The organism is Eisenbergiella sp. OF01-20, from assembly GCF_003478085.1.
Taxonomy (GTDB): domain Bacteria; phylum Bacillota; class Clostridia; order Lachnospirales; family Lachnospiraceae; genus Eisenbergiella.
This window is the reverse complement of sequence record NZ_QUES01000033.1, coordinates 1-13874: the sequence shown is the minus strand read 5'-3', so window position 1 is coordinate 13874 and position 13874 is coordinate 1. Positions and strand designations below refer to the sequence as shown.

General features: G+C 52.3%; 20 protein-coding genes. 19 read left to right on the top strand and 1 reads right to left on the bottom strand.

Features of this window, described 5'->3' with window-relative positions; genetic code table 11:
* Positions 1–38: 38 nt before the first annotated feature.
* From DXA36_RS25655 to DXA36_RS25570, 19 genes are all read left to right on the top strand, one after another.
* On the top strand, positions 39–362 hold the full coding sequence (locus DXA36_RS25655) for an LPD28 domain-containing protein (RefSeq protein ID WP_069410220.1): 324 nt from the start codon (positions 39–41) through the stop codon (positions 360–362).
* A gap of 47 nt (positions 363–409) precedes the next feature.
* A complete protein-coding gene (locus tag DXA36_RS25650; RefSeq protein ID WP_081336487.1) occupies positions 410–1369 on the top strand; it encodes a DNA adenine methylase in 960 nt (319 codons plus the stop codon).
* Complete coding sequence (locus DXA36_RS33140; RefSeq protein WP_159464066.1) at positions 1366–1509, top strand: hypothetical protein; 144 nt, start codon at positions 1366–1368, stop codon at positions 1507–1509. The genes DXA36_RS25650 and DXA36_RS33140 overlap by 4 nt, the downstream gene beginning before the upstream one ends.
* Positions 1506–1787 carry an AbrB/MazE/SpoVT family DNA-binding domain-containing protein gene (locus DXA36_RS25645; protein WP_069410222.1) on the top strand — a complete coding sequence of 94 codons (282 nt, stop codon included), beginning with the start codon at positions 1506–1508 and terminating at the stop codon, positions 1785–1787. The genes DXA36_RS33140 and DXA36_RS25645 overlap by 4 nt, the downstream gene beginning before the upstream one ends.
* A gap of 3 nt (positions 1788–1790) precedes the next feature.
* Entirely contained in the window at positions 1791–2345 is a 555-nt protein-coding gene (locus tag DXA36_RS25640; protein WP_069410223.1) for a hypothetical protein, read from the top strand.
* A 15-nt stretch (positions 2346–2360) separates the two neighbouring features.
* The gene (locus DXA36_RS25635) at positions 2361–2915 is read left to right on the top strand and encodes a YodL domain-containing protein (protein ID WP_069410224.1); all 555 of its coding nucleotides are present in this window, start codon (positions 2361–2363) and stop codon (positions 2913–2915) included.
* An 83-nt stretch (positions 2916–2998) separates the two neighbouring features.
* Complete coding sequence (locus DXA36_RS25630; protein ID WP_069410274.1) at positions 2999–3340, top strand: SpoVG family protein; 342 nt, start codon at positions 2999–3001, stop codon at positions 3338–3340.
* Between the two features lie 74 nt (positions 3341–3414).
* Positions 3415–3591: a DUF6133 family protein gene (locus DXA36_RS25625; protein ID WP_412250472.1), complete on the top strand. Its 177-nt coding sequence runs from the start codon at positions 3415–3417 to the stop codon at positions 3589–3591.
* On the top strand, positions 3581–4069 hold the full coding sequence (locus DXA36_RS25620) for a prepilin peptidase (protein ID WP_081336488.1): 489 nt from the start codon (positions 3581–3583) through the stop codon (positions 4067–4069). Before DXA36_RS25625 ends, DXA36_RS25620 begins: the two co-directional genes overlap by 11 nt.
* 155 nt (positions 4070–4224) lie before the next feature.
* Entirely contained in the window at positions 4225–5124 is a 900-nt protein-coding gene (cpaB, locus tag DXA36_RS25615) for a Flp pilus assembly protein CpaB (RefSeq protein WP_069410226.1), read from the top strand.
* On the top strand, positions 5121–5933 hold the full coding sequence (locus DXA36_RS25610) for an AAA family ATPase (RefSeq protein ID WP_118682216.1): 813 nt from the start codon (positions 5121–5123) through the stop codon (positions 5931–5933). The genes cpaB and DXA36_RS25610 overlap by 4 nt, the downstream gene beginning before the upstream one ends.
* Positions 5927–7594, top strand: a complete 1668-nt coding sequence (locus tag DXA36_RS25605) for an ATPase, T2SS/T4P/T4SS family (protein WP_069410228.1) — start codon at positions 5927–5929, stop codon at positions 7592–7594. The genes DXA36_RS25610 and DXA36_RS25605 overlap by 7 nt, the downstream gene beginning before the upstream one ends.
* Positions 7595–7617: 23 nt before the next feature.
* Positions 7618–8547: a type II secretion system F family protein gene (locus DXA36_RS25600; protein ID WP_069410229.1), complete on the top strand. Its 930-nt coding sequence runs from the start codon at positions 7618–7620 to the stop codon at positions 8545–8547.
* 4 nt (positions 8548–8551) lie between these two features.
* Entirely contained in the window at positions 8552–9424 is an 873-nt protein-coding gene (locus DXA36_RS25595) for a type II secretion system F family protein (protein ID WP_069410230.1), read from the top strand.
* A gap of 123 nt (positions 9425–9547) precedes the next feature.
* Positions 9548–9898, top strand: coding sequence for a DUF4320 family protein (locus DXA36_RS25590; protein ID WP_242879955.1), 351 nt, complete (start codon positions 9548–9550; stop codon positions 9896–9898).
* 11 nt (positions 9899–9909) lie between these two features.
* A complete protein-coding gene (locus DXA36_RS25585) occupies positions 9910–10470 on the top strand; it encodes a hypothetical protein (RefSeq protein ID WP_171905979.1) in 561 nt (186 codons plus the stop codon).
* Between the two features lie 94 nt (positions 10471–10564).
* Positions 10565–11116: a DUF6550 family protein gene (locus tag DXA36_RS25580; protein ID WP_069410231.1), complete on the top strand. Its 552-nt coding sequence runs from the start codon at positions 10565–10567 to the stop codon at positions 11114–11116.
* 64 nt (positions 11117–11180) lie between these two features.
* Positions 11181–12893 carry a hypothetical protein gene (locus DXA36_RS25575; protein ID WP_069410232.1) on the top strand — a complete coding sequence of 571 codons (1713 nt, stop codon included), beginning with the start codon at positions 11181–11183 and terminating at the stop codon, positions 12891–12893.
* Positions 12894–12990: 97 nt separating this feature from the next.
* The gene (locus DXA36_RS25570; RefSeq protein WP_069410278.1) at positions 12991–13320 is read left to right on the top strand and encodes a DUF3852 domain-containing protein; all 330 of its coding nucleotides are present in this window, start codon (positions 12991–12993) and stop codon (positions 13318–13320) included.
* Between the two features lie 46 nt (positions 13321–13366).
* On the opposite strand, the gene DXA36_RS25565 is transcribed toward DXA36_RS25570, so the two are convergent.
* Positions 13367–13789 carry a MerR family transcriptional regulator gene (locus tag DXA36_RS25565; RefSeq protein ID WP_069410233.1) on the bottom strand — a complete coding sequence of 141 codons (423 nt, stop codon included), beginning with the start codon at positions 13787–13789 and terminating at the stop codon, positions 13367–13369.
* Positions 13790–13874 lie beyond the last annotated feature (85 nt).

Below are 13874 nucleotides of genomic sequence, written 5' to 3'. Positions count from 1 at the left end.
GGAGGGGCAGAGAATATAGCAGAGAAAGGAAAGAGGAAATGGCTATTTTTAATGCAGGGAAAGAAGGGTATCTTTTAGCACGGATTGACGGCAGGCAGGTACTGTTTACCAGTATGCGGCTGGACCGGGCTACCATACCGGAAGGACTTTATTGCTATGACATCCGGGATTCGGACCGTCTGGACGGCAGCTTTACGGAGGTACGGCCCTTTGTGGAAGGAAACCACCTGGGAACGATTCTGTGCAGGGAACCATTCCCCCTGGCAGAAGGAGGCGCTTATACTCCGAAAAACTGGGGGTTTTGCGGGGGGATGTCCCTGGAGGAATTCCGGCAGGGACAAACCGGGCAGACATCTGCGTAGCGGCAGCCGTATCGGGAAGAAATGGACATCACGGGAGGTGAGACATTATCAACAGTTTTATATCCTGGGTAGGCGGTAAAAAGGCGCTGCGAAAGCTGATATATACCATGTTTCCGGCTGCATTTGACCGTTACATCGAGGTATTCGGCGGGGGCGGCTGGGTGCTGTTTGGAAAGCCGCCGGACCCAAGGTGCATGGAAGTCTATAATGACTATAACTCTAACCTGGCCAACCTGTTCTTCTGCGTGAAAAAGAGGACGGGCGCCTTTTTAAAAGAGCTGGGGTTCCTGCCCATTAACAGCAGGGATGAGTTCTGTGTAATAAGGAACTTTATTGAGAAACAGGAATTCGATACCCGGTTTTTACAGGAGGAGCTGGAACTGGCAGAGCGGAACCTGCCGCCGCCAGCCTATGAGGAGATGCGGGAAATCCTGCAGGAAAATGCAGAGGTGACGGACGTGAAGCGGGCAGCCGCTTTTTTTAAGCTGATCCGCTACAGTTATGGAAGCGGCTGTACTTCCTATGCCTGCCAGCCCTTTGATGTACGCAAGTGTTTCGCTGCTATCTGGGAAGCTTCCCACAGGCTGGCGGATACGGTAATTGAAAACAAGGATTTTGAGGCGCTGATCCGGCAATATGACCGGGAAAGCGCTTTTTTCTATTGTGATCCGCCATACTTTGAAACCGAGGGGCACTACGCGGTGGTGTTTGCCAGGGAGGATCACGCCAGGCTCCGGGATGCCCTGGCAGGTTGTAAGGGAAAATGGATGGTCAGTTACAATGACTGTTCCTTTATCCGGGAGCTTTATGACGGGTATCCTATCACGGCAGTCAGCCGGTTAAATAACCTGGCCCAGCGCTATGACAGCGGTTGTGAGTACCCGGAAGTAGTTATAACGAACTATGATCCGGGGCGGCAGAACAGGCCGGAACAGCTCAGCCTGTTTTCCCTATGGGAGGAGGCAGGTATCTCCGGGGCAGACAGAGCGGAAAGGGAGGAGAAATGAACGGGGAAACGCAAGAAGGAAAGGGTGGAAAGGAAGAACCCCTGCATATGGCTAACCAATCGGTGCCTGTTTTGCTGGAAGAGCTGGGAATCCCCATGGAAGAAGTCAGGCAGGCGCTGGAGGAAGGAGGATATGTATGAGTAACAGACCGATTTATAAGCTGGTAGACAGCAAGGGGCGTGTATTAATTCCCAAAAACCTGCGGGAAGCGGCAAAAATGGAGTATGGCGATATCGTACGTCTGAGAGTGGAAGATGGCAGCGTCTCTGTTTGCAAGGTGGATATCATCGAGGCCGGGGACCAGTCCCCGGAAGCGGTAGAAGCGTATGTACGTGCCGCCTTCAAATCCATGTCCGACAGCATCAGGCTGGAGCTGATAGGGGAATTGAGCGGACTGCTGCAAAGAAAGGAGGGGTGAGGGATGGCAGGGTATACCGATAGGGATTGCGACCGGACAGGGGAGGCCTGTCCTTTGGAAAACTATGTCGTTGTACTTACCCCTGATGCGTTGTCAGGAGATTACCCGGGGCAGCTTTTCTTCTGCCCGGAGGGCAGCAATCCGGATACCGGGGAGTGTTCCCTGGATCTGGTTTCTTTGGCGGACGGGGAGAGATACCAGATAGAACGGAGGAAAGTCATGGGAACCCTAAAGCCGGAACGGCTGCCGGAGGACGCAAAGCTGCAGCTGTCCCAGATCCGGCCGTATGATGCAGGGAACCCTTCCGTACAGGATCCGTTGTTTTCCGGTTACTGTTTTCTGCAGGATGGAAAGTATACGTCCGGTGTCTGGCTGTGCGGCCCGGAAGAGGCGGAGGCATATGTCAGGATGCAGATGCCTTACCAGCACCGTATCCTGATTTGTGACAGGGAGGATTTGGCTGTGATGGAAGTACAGGAAGGGCAGGTCATCTTTCCTGCGCCTGGGAATAACAGAGGCTTCCTGCAGGAGGCAGAAAACGGGATGGAGTTCAAGTAAGGAGGCGTGCATGACATGAAACCAATCCGAATAGAAAAAGGCATCCTTATTTACTATGGTAACCGGGCAGGCCTGGTTACCGACGGATGCGCACAGGTGGATCCGATGTTCCGCCGGGAGGACGTAAGCCAGTTCCTGGAAGAACAGCCGGCTGTCCGGGAAGTAAAGTGGGTGGAAGGGATGTTTGAACGACTCATGACCCATACGAAGGAAGGGCCGGAACAGCCTCCATTAAAAAACTGCCGTGTCTGGCAGCTGAAGCCGGAAGTGGATATCCGGATGAAATTTATAGGATATGAAGAACTCTGCCATGTGTTTGGGACCCCTGATTTAAGAAACTATACGCCGGTTTATGACGGAGCGGTGCAGACCAATGACCTGGACCAATTATATGAGGTATTCAACTTGCAGCATCCCTCCGGCTATACCGGGCATTCCCTCTCCATGAGCGATATTTTAGAACTCTATGATGATTCCGGCAGCATATACCACTACGTGGACCGGTGTGGTTTTCAGGAAGTGAAGCCGGAAGCGGGAAGCCAAACGATAGGATACAGCCAAAGCCTGTAGGGGATGCCTGTCTGCGGCGGCCATAACAAAACAAAAAGGAACCTTTATGAATGAAAATCAGAAAAGAAGGAGGGCGTACCATTATGCCAACATTGGATGTCAGAATCTCTTCCATGTACCCGGCGGGGGGACAGGGAGGAATCCGGGCTTATGCTTCCGCAACCATCGACGGCTGTTTGGCCATCCGGGGGATCAAGGTCGTGGAAGGCGGCAGGGACGGCCTGTTTGTTTCCATGCCCAGCCGGAAAACGCAGGACGGATATAAGGAGGTGTGCTTCCCTGTGACTGCCGAGTTCCGGGAACAGCTCTATCATGGGATATTGGATGCCTACCAGCAGGCCATTACCCAGGCGCAGGCACTGCCGGCACGGGAGGCACCCGCACAGGAAGCGCTGCCGTCTGGCCAGCAGATGGGCGGTATGTAAAAGAGAGGAAGGAGAAAAAAAGAATGAAGAAACTATTTCGCAGGAATCAGGGCAAGGACTGTCTGGGGAAAAAGATGGCTGCCTTACTGAAGAACAAAAGGGGATCCGGATACGTGGATCAGGCCGTCGTGATCCTGATCGCCGTAGTCCTTGGGGCACTGCTGCTGGCCGGTTTATATGCCCTGTTCGGGGACGTGGTACTGCCTGAGATCTCAAGGCGGATCCAGGAAATGTTCAACTATGCCGGGTAACCAGGCTGTCCTTCTGGCAGTAACCGGTGAAATTTCAGGGGAAGTTCGCTGGCAGATACAGGCGGTTTTGTTCCTTCTTCTGCTGTTGGCTGTTTCTGTCTGTGATATCCGTACCAGAGAAATCCCTGACAGCCTGCAGCTTGGGATTGCGGGACTGTCCCTGCTGTGCTTTTCCCCGGAAAACCTGGCCGGAATCCTGGGCGCTGTGCCATATCTTATGACGGCGCTATTCTTTGATAATGGGATTGGAGGCGGGGATGTGAAGCTGGCGGCAGCCACCGGTCTGGTATTGGGGCTGCCTGCCAGCCTGGCGGCTTCCCTCCTGGGCCTGACCGGTTTTATCCTGTATGCCGGAGTTTGTTCCGGAATCAAACGGCTTCTGGGAAAAGAAGGAAAAGAAGGCTATCCGGTCGGCCCCTTCCTTTCGGCAGGGGCTATTGCTGCTTATTTATTAAAAAATGGAGGAACTATTTTATGAAGAAAAGACTTATTATCGCCATCTGCACCATACTTCCTGCGGCTGTAGTGGCGGTCCTGCTTTACCGTCGCGCCCATAAGAACTATTCGGTACAGTAACAGAACAGTAAGGCAGGCCTGAAGAATGAGCCTGCCAGTAACAATCGGGAGGAAACAATGTCATTTTTAAAAAATAGAACAGTTATCGGTGTGGTTTGTATCCTGCTGTCCCTGATCATCTGCTTTGTCGTGACACCGCTGTTCAATCAAAGTATGAGTGAAAGGGCAGCGATAGTCCGTGTGGTAAAGCCAGTGGAAAAGGGGGAAGTGATCACGGCAGAAAAAGTAAACGTAGTAGAGGCAGGCAGTTATAACCTGCCGGAGGATACGGCTAAAAATGCGGACACCGTTATCGGTAAATACGCCTGTGCAGACTTTGCCCCCGGAGACTCGATCCTGCTTTCGAAGATTGCGGAGGAACCTATCGCAGAAAACGCCTACCTCTACCAGCTGAACGGGGAAAAACAGGCCATATCTGTGTCGGTAAAAGCCTTTGCCAACGGCCTATCTGGAAAGCTGCAAAGCGGCGACATTGTATCTGTTATTGCACCGGATTACCGGAAACAGGGCCTGACCGTCATCCCGGCAGAGCTGCAGTATGTAGAGGTCATCGCAGTCACAGCCAACAGTGGGTATGATGCCAATACAGGGGATAAGGCGGAGGAAGATTCCGAAAAAGAACTTCCGGGTACGGTCACCCTGCTGGTTACCCCGGAACAGTCCAGACTGCTTGCGGAACTTGAGGCAGATGGGAAACTGCATCTTTCTCTTGTGTACCGGGGGGAAGCAGAGAATGCCCAGGCATTTATCACCGCCCAGGAGACGGTGCTGGACGAGATGTACCATCCGGCGGACGTAGAAACGGAAGGCGAATCGCAGACAAAGCAGGCAGAAAAAGAGGTTCCCGGGAAGGATGCTGTTTCGGCAGAAAGCGGAGAGCCGGAAACAAAAAGCATGGAAAGGGAGGAAGCCGGGGAGGTAACTGGTTCCGTGGAAAGTGAGGGGGAAACACAGTGAATTTCCTGAAACACAGTATTTTCAACCGGAGTATAAGAGATGAGGAACCGATTGGGGAGCCGGTGAATGCGAACCAGATACTGGCAGTCTGGGGCAGCCCGGGCTGTGGAAAAACCACTACCGCAGTGAAGCTGGCGGCTTATCTGGCCACACAGAAGCGGGATGTGGCACTGCTGTTGTGTGACATGAATACCCCTATGCTCCCCTGCATCTGTCCCCCGGGGGATCTGGAGGAAGAGCATTCTCTGGGAAGCATCCTGGCTGCTTCCCACGTATCGGAATCCCTGGTACAGCATCACTGCATCACCCATAAAAGGTACCGCCATCTGACGATTTTAGGGATGAGGAAAGGAGAAAACGAATATACCTATCCCCCCTACGAAAGGAAGCAGGCCGAAGAACTCCTGGACTGCCTGCGCGGCATAGTGCCCTATCTTATCATCGATTGCAGCAGCGCCATTGCCAACGATATCTTGTCCGCGGTAGCGCTAATGGAAGCGGATGCCGTACTGCGGCTGGTAAATTGTGACTTGAAGAGCATCAGCTACCTTTCCAGCCAGCTTCCGCTTTTAAGGGATGCGGAATGGAATGCGGAAAAGCAGTATAAGGTGGCAAGTAATGTACAGCCCAACGAAGCCAGCAGCCACATCGAGCAGGTACTCGGCAGCGTGGCTTTCCAGCTTCCCCACTCGGAAGAACTGGCGGGGCAGGTGCTGGAAGGAAATTTATTGAAAGAGCTGGGGCTGAAAGACAGCCGCATTTATCGGAAAACCCTGGAAGCCATAGGAAGGGAGGTGTTTGGATGTTAGGGGAAAAGAGAAGCAGGGGGGCATTTTATGGGGAAGTGCCTAAAGGTGTCCCAGAGACTGGCCAGGCGAAAGGGAGCGGCAGGCAGATCGCTCAACCGCCGGAACGGAAAGCAGAACGGATGGTGCCGGAGAATGGTATCCGTATTGGTACATGGGAAGGCGAAGGAAACGAAGAAGCCAGGGAACCGGGGGATATTCAGGAGGAAAGGCCCTTGGAGGCAGTAGGGAAAGACACGGTGGAAACGGTTACCAAAGCCCCGGAGGCCCTTGAGGAACCTGACGGCGTATGGAATGTGTCATCCACACGGACAACACCACCGTTACGTACCCAGGATCTTTTCTTCCATGCAGAGGATAACCGCAGGAATTTTGCAGAGATACTGAAGGAGGTCCAGGCATATCTGGCCAAAGAATACAGCGAATTGGTGCTGGATAACGGCAGTGAAGAAGCAAGACAGCAGATCCGCCGCTTTGCGGGCAAGTACATCCAGGATCAGCGGATTGCTGTTGACGGCCTGACTACCAGACAGCTGATTGATGAAATTTATTCGGAGATGGCGGAGTTCGGGTTCCTGACGAAGTACATTTATAGTAAAGACATTGAGGAGATCGACGTAAATGCCTGGGACGATGTGGAGGTGCAGTATGCGGGGGGCGTTACGCGCAAGCTTGACGAACATTTTGACAGCCCGGAGCATGCCCTGAACGTGGTGCGCCGGATGCTGCATGTCTCCGGCATGGTGCTGGATGATGCCAGCCCCTGCGTCCTGGGGCATTTAAGCAAAAACATACGGATTGCCGTCCTGAAAGCCCCTGTTGTGGATGCGGATGTGGGGATAGCGGCTTCTATCCGGATTGTCAATCCCCAGAACATGACGCGGGAGGATTTCATCCAGGGCGGGACTGCCACCGGGCAAATGTTAGATTTCCTGGCGGAATGTATCCGGTACGGAATATCCGTATGCGTGGCGGGAGCCACCAGTTCCGGGAAAACGACCCTGCTCGGCTGGCTTTTGACCACCATTCCGGACAAGAAACGGATTTATACCATTGAGAACGGTTCCCGGGAGCTGGCCCTGGTGCGGAGGGAGGATGGGAGGGTGATGAATTCCATCATCCATACCTTAACCCGTGACAGCGAGAACGAACGCCAGAAGGTCGATCAAATCGCCCTGCTGGACATGGCCCTCCGTTTTAACCCGGATGTGGTTGTGGTGGGGGAGATGCGCGGCCCGGAGGCAAATGCGGCCCAGGAGGCGGCCCGTACCGGGATGGCGGTGGTCACCACCATCCATTCCATGAGCTGTGACGCCACCTACCGCCGCATGGTGTCCTTGTGTAAGCGCGCCGTGGATATGAGTGATGAAACCCTGCTGGGTTTTGTAACGGAAGCCTACCCGATTGTAGCGTTCTGTAAGCAGCTGGAAAATAAGGAACGGCGTCTGATGGAGATCATGGAGTGTGAAATCCTGGGGGACGGCACCCGCAGGTTCCGGCCTCTGTTCCAGTACCGGATTCAGGAGAACCGGGTGGAAAACGGGAGTTTCGTCATCACCGGGGAACACAGGCAGGTAAATCCCATTTCGGAAAGCCTGGCCCGCCGCCTGATGGAAAATGGCATGCCCCAGACGATTCTGGAACGGCTTACCCGGATGCCCTAAGAGAAAAAGGAGGAGAAAACGGTATGACAGCAATCCGACTGCTGGCCTGTGCCGGCATGATTACCGGTGTGTTTATCCTGTTGGATTTAAAACCGGTGGAATTTTCAGACGGCCTGTTTGCCGCCCTTTTAAAGCCCCGGCGGAATATCCGGGAGGAACTGAAAGCATCCACCCACAAAAAGAAACCGGGTATCCTGCAGCGGGAACTCCGGGAGGCGCAGGCCGTCCTGGAGATGACCGGCCGGGAAAAGCATTTTTCCCTGGTGTGTGCCGCTTCCCTGGTATTGTTCTGTGTGGGAGGGGCTGCCGCGATCCTGATAGGGAACTTCTTCCTGGCCCCGGTGCTTGCGGCAGGGTTTTTGTTCCTGCCCCTCTGGTATGTGAAGCTGACGGCCAGCCATTATAAGCGGGATGTTTCCGAGGAACTGGAAACGGCGCTGTCCGTAATCACAACCGCCTATCTGCGCACGGAGGATATCGTAACCGCAGTGGAAGAAAATGTCACCTACGTAAACCCGCCGGTATCCCGGGTATTCCGCAGCTTCCTCATGCAGGTAAAGCTGGTGGACCCAGATGTGGAAGCGGCTATCAAGGCCATGCAGGGAAGGATTGATAATGGGGTGTTCCGGGAATGGTGTGATGCCCTGTGCGACTGCCTGCATGACCGCAGCCTGAAAACCACCCTTACGCCTATCGTTGCCAAGCTGTCGGATATGCGCAACGTGAATGCCGATCTGGATTATATGGTTGCTGAACCGCGTAAGGAGTTTTTGCTCATGGTACTTTTTGTTGTAGGCAATATCCCGCTTATGTACCTGCTGAACAAAGACTGGTATGCGGTCCTGATGCATACGGCGCTGGGGCAGGGAATCCTGGCGGTGACAGCCGGAGTAGTATTTGTATCTGCCGGCTGTGTGGTAAAGCTGACCCGTCCCATAGAGTACAGGAGGTGAGGGGATGAGAGGACTGCTCTTTTTATTCGGGCTGTTTTTAGCCCTGGGCCTGTTCTTCCTGGCTGCTTCTTTCTTCCGGATTCCTACCTTGGGGGCGGCGAGAGCCATGCTGGGGACAGTGAAACAGGAGCGGAAAGCGGCCAAAACATGGGAAACCTTTCTGATGACTGTGGCGGTTCGGCTGGCCAGGGGGATCCGGATGGAGGAATATAAACGCAGCCGGAGGGTCAATGTATTGCAGGCTGCCGGAATCGCTATGTCCCCGGAAGTCTTCCATGCCTATTCCCTGGTGAAGGCGGGGACCGTCCTGCTTGGGGTAATTCCCTGCGTGTTTCTCCTCCCTTTACTGGCCCCGCTTGTTGTCGTCCTGGCCGTCCTGGTTTATTTGAAAGAAAGCCAGAAGGCAGACGAAAAGAGGAAAGCCAAACGGGAGGAAATCGAAAGGGAACTGCCCCGTCTGGCGGCCACGATAGAACAGGAATTAAAAGCCGGCCGGAACGTAATAGGGATGCTGGAGCGGTACCAGAAGAACGCCGGCCCTGCGCTGAAGGGGGAACTGGACATCCTGCTGGCGGATATGCGATCCTCCAACTACGAGGCGGCCCTTACCCGGTTTGAGGCCAGGCTGAACTCGCCGATGCTGTCGGATGTGGTGCGGGGGTTAATCGGCGTTCTGCGGGGGGACGACAGTGCGGTATATTTCCAGATGCTGTCCCATGATTTCAAGCAGCTGGAACTGCAGCGGTTAAAGACAGAAGCACAGAAAATACCGCCTAAAATCCGTGTGTTTTCGTTTGCCATGCTTTTATGTTTTCTGCTGACTTATCTGGCCGTGATCTGCTATATCGCAGTGACCAGCCTGGGCGGGATGTTTTAGGAGAGGGGGAAACTTATGGGTACCAACATGGGTGGGAAGGATTCAAAACGTGCCCTTATCCGGACGGGAACCAGGCGGCTTGCCAGGCTTGGGAAAGACAGACGGGGAGAAGGCTATGTGGATATGATTGTGCTGGTTTTGTGCGCAGTCCTGGTTCTGGCCCTGGCTGTGCGGGTGCTGCCGGTATATATCGCCAAGCAGCGGCTGGATACCTTTGCCACAGAACTGGTACGGGAAGCGGAGATAACAGGAAATGTAGGTTCAGAAACGGAACGGCGTGCGGCGGTTTTGCGGGAGAAAACAGGTATCGATCCGGAAATAACATGGTCGACGGAAGGAAAAATCCAGCTGAATGAGGAAGTGACGGTGACACTGACACTCCCGAAGGAGATTGGACTGTTTGGGAGGTTCGGGTCATTCCCGGTGACACTGCAGTCCCAGGCAACCGGAAAATCAGAAGTGTATTGGAAGTGAGGAGGAGGCAGTTGATTCAAAAAATCAAACGGATCCTTGAGGAACACCAGGGAACCGCCTTTCCCTTGGTGATAGCTGTAGTACTGGCACTCCTTCTGCTTTTTTGTTGTGTCAGCGAGTACTTCCGCCTGCAAATCATCACTGCGGGGGTACGGGAGGCATTGCAGGATGGAGTGATTACGGTTGTCAACGATAACTATGCAGGTGTTTACCATGGGATAAGGGAGGGGTATGCAGGAGGCTATCAGGCTTCCGGTGAGACAGGCTGGGAGCCTGATGTGATAGAAGGAGACATCTATACGTATCTGGACAGTACCCTGGGCATGGAGATGGAAGGGGAACGCCATGTGAAATATGCAGGGGAGGCAGGAACCGCTGTGGAATTTGCCCTGGACGGGCTGCAGGTAACCCTGTGCAATGCGCCGCTGGCCCCAGCCGATCCCGGTAATTCCCAACGGTTTGAAGCGGATGCCGTAATCCGGCTGGAGGTGCCTGTGCGTTTTGGCGGCAGGCTGCTGCCTTCGATACATCTCACCTTAAAAGTGCAGGCAGGATATATCGAAGTATTCTAAGCGGAATGGTGAAGGAATCTGCTGGACTTCCGGTGCATGTTATAGTATGTTTTACGTAACAGGAAATCATTTATGTCAAGGAGGAATTTATCCTATGAAATGGACAGAAAAAAAGAAAAGATATCTGGCGGTGGGCGGAGGGGCTGTGATTTGTGTGCTTCTGCTTGCTGCAATTGGCCTGCAGTTTTCCAAGAAGCCAGCAGGGGAAGATAAAATGCCGGAGGAAAGCCAGGTAGAGACGGAGGTCGTGGTGGAACCATCCGAAGCTGCAGCTACCGAAGAAAGCAGGGAAACGGAAATGGTGATCCAGCCGAATACGGCAGAGGATAACACAGACCAGCCGGTAGACAGCCGTCCGGCCCAGACGGATCAAACAGAACAGAGCATCCAGCCGGAGGTGACCAAGCCGGCAGAACCGGAGGATGCGGTTAAAACCGATCCGACAAAGAAGCCGGATGGGACGAAAGTTGAGACGCCAGCGGCAACGGAGGTGCAAGATTCTAATACACCGCCTGCCGACAACGGGGCGGAGAATAGCGGAGGCGGGTTGCCCGGATTTGATAATGTACCGGATGGAGGTGCCAATCAGGTAATTAATGGCCAAAGTGATGGAGATATCAACAAACAAGTGGGTATAATGGATTAATAATTTTTATTTTGAAAAAGTGCAGTATTTTACTGTGCTTTTTCTTTTTTCAGAAAGGTAATCTATGAAATGTTTTTATAGTATTATGGTTATTTTATGTGTGCTTTTAGGCGGATTCCCTTTAACGGCTTATGCGGACACCGGAGGAAGTGGAAATATTGATACTGGTGGTGGTGGGATGGGGCAGGGAACGAGCCAGAATAGATGGACTTCAGGGAATGAGGGGGTTCGCGTTACCGTGGTAAGGGCCAGTGATCATGCAATAGTGGCACCTTCAATTGATTTGACAAATGCACCACCAAAGGTCAGCCTTTATCATTTTGGAAAAGTGAGTAAGCTGCAGTATACCAATGGAGCAAAGCTTTCTCCAATAAAAGGCGGGTATGCCTGTATTAAACCGCCACAATCAATACCACGAGTAATTAGTTCAAATGGTAAAAATAATATAGAGGTAATAAAGAGATATTTTTGCTCAGAATTTCTTGCGCAGCTTGTGGCGAACCATACCGGGATGGATTATGATGTTCTGATCGGAGGAGAATACCGCCTACTTTTGGAGCCTGTAGCCTATTTTACTTTTCAAGGCGTAATGATTGCAACAACTGCAACCGAAGCAGCTATATATGATCAACAGCTAAGCGGCGGTCTGCGTAAGAAGATGGTATCTTTGACACATAAAAACTTACCATTATCCATGTTTCTGGAAACAGCCGATCTGGGTTTTCCTGCATGGGGCGGCAGCCGCAGCACAGCCGCGTCGGATGCGGATATTATATCCAGCCTGGGCCTTGGAATTGTGCGTTTCAAAGATATGCCCCCGGAAGAGCCGGAAATCAGTACCTTTGACTATGAGTACCGGACCAATACGGAGGTGATAACCGCAGTGACGGTGAGAGGCGGGCAGAGCGATCCGGATCATGCGGTATCGGTAGTCTTCCATGTGGCAGGACAAAGTTATAAGGTTGAGAATGTTTATTATCCGGAGGGCGAGAGCCAGCTGGCTTGGATACGGTGGACAACGCCGGCGGAACCACAGAAAATCACGATTATGGTTCAGGTACAGGGGAGTGCTTCTGTGAATAAGGGAAGCATCCGGGTAAATATTGTAGATCTGGACGACAATCCTCCCCCGGATCCCCAGGCAGATGATCGAAATGACAGCTTTTTTTGGCTCTCAATACCGGGAAAAGAGCAGTGTACCGCAGCGGACTGGACTGTTTGGAGGCCATGGTGGCATTCCAACTGGGTTTGGCATAGTGGGAATCCAGAAATATCAGGGGATGAAGGGTATTGGAAAGATGAAGGAAAATGGGAATTTGAACTGGATCGTTACTCTGCCAGCCTGACGGCCTCCATGGCCATCATTCCGGATGAAAAGTCACCTACAGCCAAAGAAAAAAGTATGAAGTCAGGCTATGGGATCAATGAAGAGGTTACTACCCATGTTTCTACAAACCAGGGCTCCGCAGTAACGGCGGCGCAGAATGCAGTCACTTATTTCCCGGAGTTTCATTATGAGTTGTACTGGCGGCTATTAGATCGGATGGGCGGGGGATACGATATGACCCATGAATTCCAGGAAAACCGCTACAGCACCTATAACAGGCGTACGCACTTTGTTCCCCTATGGTTTCCGGATGGAAGTTATACGCCTTATACATGGCTCGCAGACTGCTGGACCCCGGCCGGCATGCTGAGCATGAACCTGTCAGATACCATAACCATTGAAGGAAATGCCTGGGAGGATTGGCATAACGCACCACAGAATCCGGAGTAAAAAATAGAACAGCAGGAAAGAAAGAACTGTGGAAACCGGATACAGGATCTGCGGTTTTTTCTTTTCCATCTTATTTACCATCAGGAAGGGAGAAATAATGAAACAAATTGTAAAAATCCTCTGTGCGGTAATCCTGACAGCCAGTGTTTTCTGTATCCCGGTATGTGCAGCAAACGGGGATGTGGCAAGTGCCATCGAGGAGACATGGGGGGCGGCTTCAGAACAGATAAAAGCAGTCGTAAATAACGTGGTGTTTCCTGCCATTGATCTAGTTCTGGCTGTTTTCTTTTTTGCCAAGCTTGGCACAGCGTATTTTGATTACCGGAAACACGGACAATTTGAGTGGGTTGCACCCGCGATTTTATTTGTATGTCTTGTGTTTATGTTAACAGCCCCGACGTATGTATGGACTATATTAGGTATATAAGAACAAAGCCGTAGAGCATATCAATCTACTCTACGGCTTTGTTCTATCAGCATCCCTTTTTAGGCGCTGCATCCCAATTGTTCGGATTGGTGTCGTTGGCTGTTTCTCCAGCCAAGACCGCCCGGTAATGCTCCACCTTTTTGTCTATATAGTCAGCGGTTGCCTGCGCTTGGGCGAGCCGCTGGTGGGCTACCTTTTGCTGCTGGAGGAAGATGGTCTCCCTCGCCCTCAGTCTCTCCTCGGTCTCCTTCTCCATGCAGAGATCAGAGTATTCCTTGATGGCCTCAATGGACATTCCGCAACTACGCAAGCACTTGATGCCCTCAACCCAATTGACACTCTCCTGATCAAATACTCGACGGTTATTTTTGTCACGACCACAGGGCAGCAAGCCCATGTCGGTATAATAGCGCAGTGTATGCTCGCTGATTTCCATTTTATCTGCTAATTGCTTGACGGTATATTTCATATTGACCTCCTAAAAAGGGACCTCCTAAAAAAGGTAAAATTTCAAAGTGAATTCGTGATATCTACCAAACATTGATTTTATAGCA

What these genes read in the sequence shown, in the direction of transcription:
- DXA36_RS25575 (WP_069410232.1), top strand. Translation starts at nt 11,181, where the DNA reads ATGAAATGTTTTTATAGTATTATGGTTATTTTATGTGTGCTTTTAGGC.
- DXA36_RS25595 (WP_069410230.1), top strand. Translation starts at nt 8,552, where the DNA reads ATGAGAGGACTGCTCTTTTTATTCGGGCTGTTTTTAGCCCTGGGCCTG.
- DXA36_RS25640 (WP_069410223.1), top strand. Translation starts at nt 1,791, where the DNA reads ATGGCAGGGTATACCGATAGGGATTGCGACCGGACAGGGGAGGCCTGT.
- DXA36_RS33140 (WP_159464066.1), top strand. Translation starts at nt 1,366, where the DNA reads ATGAACGGGGAAACGCAAGAAGGAAAGGGTGGAAAGGAAGAACCCCTG.
- DXA36_RS25570 (WP_069410278.1), top strand. Translation starts at nt 12,991, where the DNA reads ATGAAACAAATTGTAAAAATCCTCTGTGCGGTAATCCTGACAGCCAGT.
- DXA36_RS25635 (WP_069410224.1), top strand. Translation starts at nt 2,361, where the DNA reads ATGAAACCAATCCGAATAGAAAAAGGCATCCTTATTTACTATGGTAAC.
- DXA36_RS25625 (WP_412250472.1), top strand. Translation starts at nt 3,415, where the DNA reads ATGGCTGCCTTACTGAAGAACAAAAGGGGATCCGGATACGTGGATCAG.
- DXA36_RS25580 (WP_069410231.1), top strand. Translation starts at nt 10,565, where the DNA reads ATGAAATGGACAGAAAAAAAGAAAAGATATCTGGCGGTGGGCGGAGGG.
- DXA36_RS25655 (WP_069410220.1), top strand. Translation starts at nt 39, where the DNA reads ATGGCTATTTTTAATGCAGGGAAAGAAGGGTATCTTTTAGCACGGATT.
- DXA36_RS25565 (WP_069410233.1), bottom strand. Translation starts at nt 13,789, where the DNA reads ATGAAATATACCGTCAAGCAATTAGCAGATAAAATGGAAATCAGCGAG.
- DXA36_RS25630 (WP_069410274.1), top strand. Translation starts at nt 2,999, where the DNA reads ATGCCAACATTGGATGTCAGAATCTCTTCCATGTACCCGGCGGGGGGA.
- DXA36_RS25600 (WP_069410229.1), top strand. Translation starts at nt 7,618, where the DNA reads ATGACAGCAATCCGACTGCTGGCCTGTGCCGGCATGATTACCGGTGTG.
- DXA36_RS25620 (WP_081336488.1), top strand. Translation starts at nt 3,581, where the DNA reads ATGCCGGGTAACCAGGCTGTCCTTCTGGCAGTAACCGGTGAAATTTCA.
- DXA36_RS25605 (WP_069410228.1), top strand. Translation starts at nt 5,927, where the DNA reads ATGTTAGGGGAAAAGAGAAGCAGGGGGGCATTTTATGGGGAAGTGCCT.
- cpaB (WP_069410226.1), top strand. Translation starts at nt 4,225, where the DNA reads ATGTCATTTTTAAAAAATAGAACAGTTATCGGTGTGGTTTGTATCCTG.
- DXA36_RS25645 (WP_069410222.1), top strand. Translation starts at nt 1,506, where the DNA reads ATGAGTAACAGACCGATTTATAAGCTGGTAGACAGCAAGGGGCGTGTA.
- DXA36_RS25590 (WP_242879955.1), top strand. Translation starts at nt 9,548, where the DNA reads ATGATTGTGCTGGTTTTGTGCGCAGTCCTGGTTCTGGCCCTGGCTGTG.